Genomic DNA, 5811 nt, shown 5'->3' on the forward strand with positions numbered 1-5811 from the left:
CAGGGACCTGGCGCGGCGGACGCCGCATGCCTGGTTCCCGGCAGCTATCCCCGGGAGGCAGTGAGCCGGGTGGAGGTCAACCGCTACGAGCGGGATCCGGCTGCCCGCCGGGTGTGCCTGGCCTTCCACGGGACGTCGTGTGCGGCGTGCGGCTTTTCTTTCGAAGCCGCTTATGGCGCGATGGGAGAGGGTTTCGTCCACGTCCACCACACGGTGCCGGCATCCTTGCTGGGACGCGGTTACCAGCTGGACCCGGTCGCGGACCTCGTGCCGCTGTGCGCCAACTGCCACGCCATGGCCCACCGTGGCGTCAGCACCCCGCGGACAGTTTCGGAACTCCGAAGCATCATCGGAGCGTCGGGCCACGTGCGGGGAGAAACTCTCAGTGAGCAGGCCCTCGAAGCCCAGGCGGATGCGCGGCGCATCCTCGAGGCACACCATGAATGACGGCCCAGTACGGCTGACTATTGCCCTGCGGGTGTGGTCCCGAACATCAGGGTACGTCGCCGGACGTCGTAGTACACGGTCGCCGAACGTTTGAGGAGGCTCTGGAGGACCTCGGCATCGTCGGCATCGAGGGTTAGGAACTCTTCCCACGCACCCTGGTCAAGGACCAGCTGCAGGGTCCAGGTGCCTTCCTCTCCGGGGTCCCCGGCCACCCAGCTGAACTGGTAGTGGTTGACCTGGCGGACCTGGATGCTGTCATCGGTCAATGGTTGTTTTGGTGTGGGGCTCATGGTCCCCTCCTGGAAATGTGATGGGCAGGCCCTCGGCATAAGCCTTACACCAATGTAGACCCGCTGTCCGGCTCGATCCAGACCTGAGCAGTACACTCAAAGCAACCTCTGGAGATGAGCCCATGACCTTCTTTCAGGACCTCCCCGAACCGCCGGAACGTCCGCGTCCTCCACGTCATGTCATGCCGGAATGGCTTGGACCACCGCCAAACGAACTTCCCGGCGTTATCCATGTCGGACAGTTCCTCCACCGCTCCCCGGGGTTCGTCATGGCCGTCAAGTGCGCAGAGATCTACTCGAACGGTTGCGCCGTGGACGTCGTCTGGTGCGTCCGGCGGACCAACGAAAGCGATAGGGAATGGGCTGCCGGGAACGCGCGTTTTTCCGGCAGCCGCCACCCGGTCCGGGCTATGCCGAAGACCTTGAATCTGCGCTGCTGTTTGGGGCCGAATTTCCCGACGGCCGGAAGACCACGTCCACGCACATCCGGCCCGGCATGTTTGATGGCAGCGAAACCATTACCGGGCCGGTCCTGGTGGCCAACGGCCAAGGGGGAAGCGGGAACGACGATGAACTGACCGGCGCGGCCCGGCTATGGCTGTGGCCGCTGACGGCCGGCGGCGATCTGCGTTTGGTGGCCCAGTGGAAGGAAGCCGGAATGCCGGAACAATCGGTCCTGCTTGACGGCGGGCAGATTGCCGCCGCAGCACTGCTGGCCCGGAAGTACTGAACCAGGACAAACATCCAGTCATCCGGGAAGCGCCAACGCGCCGCATCAGGCCGGGAAAAGACTGCCGTCTCGTGCAGATCTCAGTAGAGGAAGACCGGGAGCCAGTCACGGTTGTGCGCGTGCACCAGGGCGAGGAACAGCACGAAGTCGAAAAGCAGGTGCACTGTCACGACGTAGGTGAAGGACTTTGTCAGTTTGAACGTGTACCCCTGCAGGAGCGCGAACGGGAACGTCAGCAGCGGCCCCCAGGACTGGTAGCCGATTTCCCAGAGGAATGACGAGAAGACCACGGCCTGCAGGATATTGGCCAGCCAGTCGGGGAAGTGCCGCCGGAGCAGCGTGAACGTGGTGCAGATGAAGAACAGCTCGTCCCAGATCCCCACCGTGTTCACACCGAGGAAGAGCCGCCAGAAGATGGTGGGGTCGGAGGCGTCCGGCCAGTTCTGGTAAACCCCGGTCCGGATCAGGTAGACCGGCAGGATCAGGTAGCCAAGTGCCACAACTGCCAGCAGGTACAACTTCGCCGCCACTGGCCATTTATGACCCGTGTTCACCGGGAATCTGATGATCTTCTCGCGGTAGACAAACCGGGACGCCAGCCACGGCACGAGCACCGCCAAGGCCAGGACACCGCCCATCAGGGTCATGTGCGTGACACTCAAGTCGGCGTTGAGGGGAACCAGGCTGATGAAGACCATTCCCGCCGCAATCAGCGCAAGGTGCCGCGTTAATTCACGGTCAACAAGTACGGCCGCGAAAAGACTTGCGGCAAGCAGTCCGTAACCCCACACGTCATTTTCGACGCCGAACAGGAGCACCCCTGACGCGGAAAGCAACCCCGCCGGCACCAGCTTCCACGTGAGGACGGTGCGGGGCGATTGCGTCGAGATCGATGTCACCACACCAGCATCCCAGTGACGGCCGCCCCCGCGATACTGTCCACGCCGCAGATCCATGTGCTGCCCGACTCCACTCCCCACGACGGCGACACCGCAGCACGCCGAGAGCCAGAGGCCCGCGCCCCTGGCTCCCGTCCGCATTGGATTGCCTGTGCACCACTGAGGTTTAGCGGTCTACCTCAACTATCTTGCTCTGCTTCCAGTCGGACCAGTGCGACCAGTCGGACCAGTGTCCGTCATCTTTCTTCACGCGGAAGGAAATGAGATGGTAAACCTCTTCTGCGCCCCGGCGGTCAAGGTTGCGGACGTGGTCGACGCTGTGGACGGTCTTCTCTTCGTCTTCATGGACTTTCACCGTGAAGAAAGAGTGACCAAGGAAGTCGTCGCTGCGCCGCGGGCCGCGCTCGTCTTCGTAGCGAAGCTGACGGATCTGGACCACCCTGTCGTCGTTGCATTCCACTTCGATCCTGAAGTCGACTCTGTTGCCCCGAAGATCGCGTGGATCCTCCGGCGTCGCGGTACAGCCGTGAATGCGATCACGATCGCGATCGTGATCGTTATTGGCTTGTGCCGGACCGGCAACGGCCATGGATCCAGCAAACAGACCCAACGAAAGGAATGGAACCAGGGCAATCTTTGCCCGGCTTGAACGGGCTTTCTTTGTTGGAGTGATGGACATTTTGTTGCTCCTATGAGGATGCGTTTCACCATTTTTTTAGGCAGCATCAGGCTGCCGCGATTGAGCATGGCGCGACTGAGCATGTCGCGGATAATCTGTGACGCGGCCGCAGCCTGCCCGTCCCAATTTCAAACAGCACGCCCCGACTGAGCGGGGGGCTTGGCGCCGGATTCATTCTGAGTTTGCGATCCGGTCGTTTAATCCTGCGCCTGCGTCTGGCGCGATACTAGGGCCCTGACTACCCTTTTTTGACGGATTCCATGGAGCCTGTCAGTGGGCATCCAGTGACCCTTCAGCCTGGGAGGGCGCACAACCCGGAGGTACTTCCGCATAACCACGGAATCTGAGAACATGCAGAAAGAGTCTCCAGACAAAGGGACAACCAGCAGCAGGGTCGGAACATTTCCCCTCACCGATATATCCCCTGGAAGATTCACATGGACCCTTTGACCTCTATTTTCCTTGTCCTTACTGCGGCAGTACTTTGGGTCGCAATCACTTCAGGCATGCTCGCTCTTCTCGGCCGCGCTGAACGTCGCGCCGGAGTCAGATCTCCCCGCAAGACCGTTGCCGGCCCGCGGCGCCGGCACGGGAGCATAAGCCCACGACGACGGAAAGTGCGCCACGGGCGCCCGCCCCGGCGGGTGGCCCTGCGCCCCTGAGGACGGTACGCCGCCGCAACAGGACCCGACGTGCCCGATCTGTAAATTCAGAGGGAAGTGTGATGAAAAATCACGACGACGAACCCAGCCTTGACGGGGCCCCGCCCGGGCATGCGGTTATCCCGGTGGCGCAGCCGGCCCAGCCTGCTATCCGGGCAGCCGGCCGCGACCGCTACCTGGACACATTGCGCGCTGTGGCCCTGGCACGAGTGGTTGCGTTCCACAGCTTCTCGGGCGCTGTCTGGCTGAGCCTGGTGTTCCCCTCAATGGGTGTCATGTTTGCACTGGCTGGCTCTCTCATGGCACGTTCGCTGGACCGGCCCGCCGCCGGGGTCCTTAGAAGCCGCACCAGAAGGCTGCTGCTGCCGCTCTGGGCCTACGCCATCATTGTGCTGGGCCTTCTGTTTGCCGCGGGCTGGCGTCCCTGGCAGGAAGAGGAGGGTTCGTGGCTGGACATTGCACTGTGGTTCTTCCCCATCGGGGTTCCTCCATACCCGGAAAACGCAGGGACGACGAGTTACCTGGCCGACTCCACCTGGGGTTTCCAGGCGGAGGAAATACTCTGGTATATCCGGGCCTACTTCTGGTTCATGCTGCTTTCGCCGCTTCTGCTAAAGGCGTTCCGGCAGTTTCCCCGGGTCACCTTGTTGGCTCCCCTCATGCTTCTTGTAGCCCTGAACCAGGAAACCGCCGTACCACTGCCCGACTGGGCAAACAGCCCCGTGACCGACTTTGCCACCTACGGTTCGTGCTGGATCCTCGGCTTCGCTCACCACGAAGGTCTGCTGCGCAAGCTCCGGCTTCCAACCGTGATCGCCCTCGCGTTGGCGCTCATGGCACTCGGACTCTCCTGGGCGGCCAGCCATCTGGGTGAGGAAGGTTGGAACCTGAACGCTATCCCGCTGGCCCAGGCCCTCTGGTCCTTGGGGTTTTGCGCGGTTCTCCTGCGGCTGTCGCCTGTCTGGACGGCGCTCCCCGGTCCCATGAGAATCCTTGACGGCGTTGTGACGCTCATGAATAACCGGGCCATCACCATCTATCTGTGGCACAACCTCCTGCTTGTCGCCGCTGTCCCGCTGATTGACCTTGGCTGGGAAAACCCGACGCTCAGCGAGGCAATACCCTGGCTGCTGTCCAGCGACTGGCTGATGTTCCTGGTTGTCTGGCCCCTTCTGGGAATCACCATCCTGTGCTTGGGCTGGGTTGAGGATATGGCCGCGGGGAGACCTCCCCGGATGTGGCCTTCAGGGTCCGGTACATTGGCGCCAAGGGTTCCCGATCAACGTCCTGCAGGCTAGCGTCACCAGTGGCAGGCAAAGTATTGAAAGCCCGGAAGGCGCCGAGCCCACGACGCCCTTAAGAGGAGTGCTGACATGACAGATCCGACAGCCACATCCCCGGTGACTTCGGCGGTGTCTGCCCGCGCTTCCCGGCTGGCATCGATCCCCTCTTTCCAGCGGGTTAACGCTTACCTGCGGGATTCCGACACGCGCCGGAAGGGCCAGGCCGGCGGCTGCGATTTCACCTTCGGCAACCCGCACCAGATGCCGGCAGACCGCTACGTCAGCACGCTGCGGGAAGCACTGACTCCTCGGAATGATCAGTGGTTCGCTTATCAGACCAACGGCGAGGCGGCCCGTGAGGCTGCAGCGCAATCCCTTCAACGGCTGCTGGATGTGCCCTTCTGTGCGCAGGACATCTACCTCACCACCGGCGGGTTTGCTGCCATTGCCCTGGCGCTGAAGACCGTGGCCGATCCCGGCGATGAGATCATTTACAGCCTACCGCCATGGTTCCTCTACGAGCCGTTGGTTCTGGAAGCCGGGCTCGTACCGGTGAAGGTGAAAATCGACACCACCACTTTCGACCTGGACCTCGGCGCGATCGAGGCCGCCATCACGGAGCGCACCAGGGCTGTGATCGTCAATTCGCCGAACAATCCCACTGGCAGGGTCTATCCACCGGAGCTGCTGCGCCGGCTGGCAGGGCTTCTGGAGGCGGCCTCAGCGAGGAATGGCCGGCGGATTTTCCTCATCTCGGACGAGGCCTACAACCGGATCGTGTTCGACGGCCTGCGGTTCCACAGCCCGGTGGAGTACTACCC

7 protein-coding genes are annotated in these 5811 nt (G+C 62.5%); 4 read left to right on the forward strand and 3 right to left on the reverse strand.

Translation table 11 applies throughout. The features are described 5' to 3' along the window. A partial coding sequence (locus DBR22_RS00035; RefSeq protein WP_181364955.1) for an HNH endonuclease occupies positions 1-447 on the forward strand: 447 nt, incomplete at its 5' end. Positions 448-464: 17 nt separating this feature from the next. On the opposite strand, the gene DBR22_RS00040 is transcribed toward DBR22_RS00035, so the two are convergent. Further along, positions 465-737 carry a hypothetical protein gene (locus DBR22_RS00040; protein WP_108597205.1) on the reverse strand — a complete coding sequence of 91 codons (273 nt, stop codon included), beginning with the start codon at positions 735-737 and terminating at the stop codon, positions 465-467. Positions 738-1095: 358 nt separating this feature from the next. Here DBR22_RS00040 and DBR22_RS24250 point away from each other — a divergent pair, with 358 nt between their 5' ends. Continuing rightward, positions 1096-1467 carry a hypothetical protein gene (locus DBR22_RS24250; RefSeq protein WP_258228985.1) on the forward strand — a complete coding sequence of 124 codons (372 nt, stop codon included), beginning with the start codon at positions 1096-1098 and terminating at the stop codon, positions 1465-1467. A gap of 80 nt (positions 1468-1547) precedes the next feature. Here the strand turns inward: DBR22_RS24250 and DBR22_RS00050 are convergent, their stop codons facing one another. Together DBR22_RS00050 and DBR22_RS23495 are read right to left on the reverse strand one after the other, a co-directional pair. Beyond that, a complete protein-coding gene (locus DBR22_RS00050; protein WP_258228986.1) occupies positions 1548-2366 on the reverse strand; it encodes a CPBP family intramembrane glutamic endopeptidase in 819 nt (272 codons plus the stop codon). Between the two features lie 166 nt (positions 2367-2532). Further along, a complete protein-coding gene (locus DBR22_RS23495; protein ID WP_146187312.1) occupies positions 2533-3045 on the reverse strand; it encodes a hypothetical protein in 513 nt (170 codons plus the stop codon). 724 nt (positions 3046-3769) lie between these two features. On the opposite strand from DBR22_RS23495, the gene DBR22_RS00060 reads away from it, so the two are divergent. Then, a complete protein-coding gene (locus DBR22_RS00060) occupies positions 3770-5005 on the forward strand; it encodes an acyltransferase family protein (RefSeq protein WP_108597208.1) in 1236 nt (411 codons plus the stop codon). A 75-nt stretch (positions 5006-5080) separates the two neighbouring features. Further along, positions 5081-5811, forward strand: a 731-nt coding sequence (locus DBR22_RS00065; RefSeq protein ID WP_146187313.1) for an aminotransferase class I/II-fold pyridoxal phosphate-dependent enzyme, incomplete at its 3' end; no start/stop codon positions are given.

This window comes from Arthrobacter sp. HMWF013 (assembly GCF_003061105.1).
Taxonomy (GTDB): Bacteria; Actinomycetota; Actinomycetes; order Actinomycetales; family Micrococcaceae; genus Arthrobacter.

What these genes read in the sequence shown, in the direction of transcription:
- DBR22_RS24250 (WP_258228985.1), top strand. Translation starts at nt 1,096, where the DNA reads ATGGGCTGCCGGGAACGCGCGTTTTTCCGGCAGCCGCCACCCGGTCCG.
- DBR22_RS00040 (WP_108597205.1), bottom strand. Translation starts at nt 737, where the DNA reads ATGAGCCCCACACCAAAACAACCATTGACCGATGACAGCATCCAGGTC.
- DBR22_RS00060 (WP_108597208.1), top strand. Translation starts at nt 3,770, where the DNA reads ATGAAAAATCACGACGACGAACCCAGCCTTGACGGGGCCCCGCCCGGG.
- DBR22_RS23495 (WP_146187312.1), bottom strand. Translation starts at nt 3,045, where the DNA reads ATGTCCATCACTCCAACAAAGAAAGCCCGTTCAAGCCGGGCAAAGATT.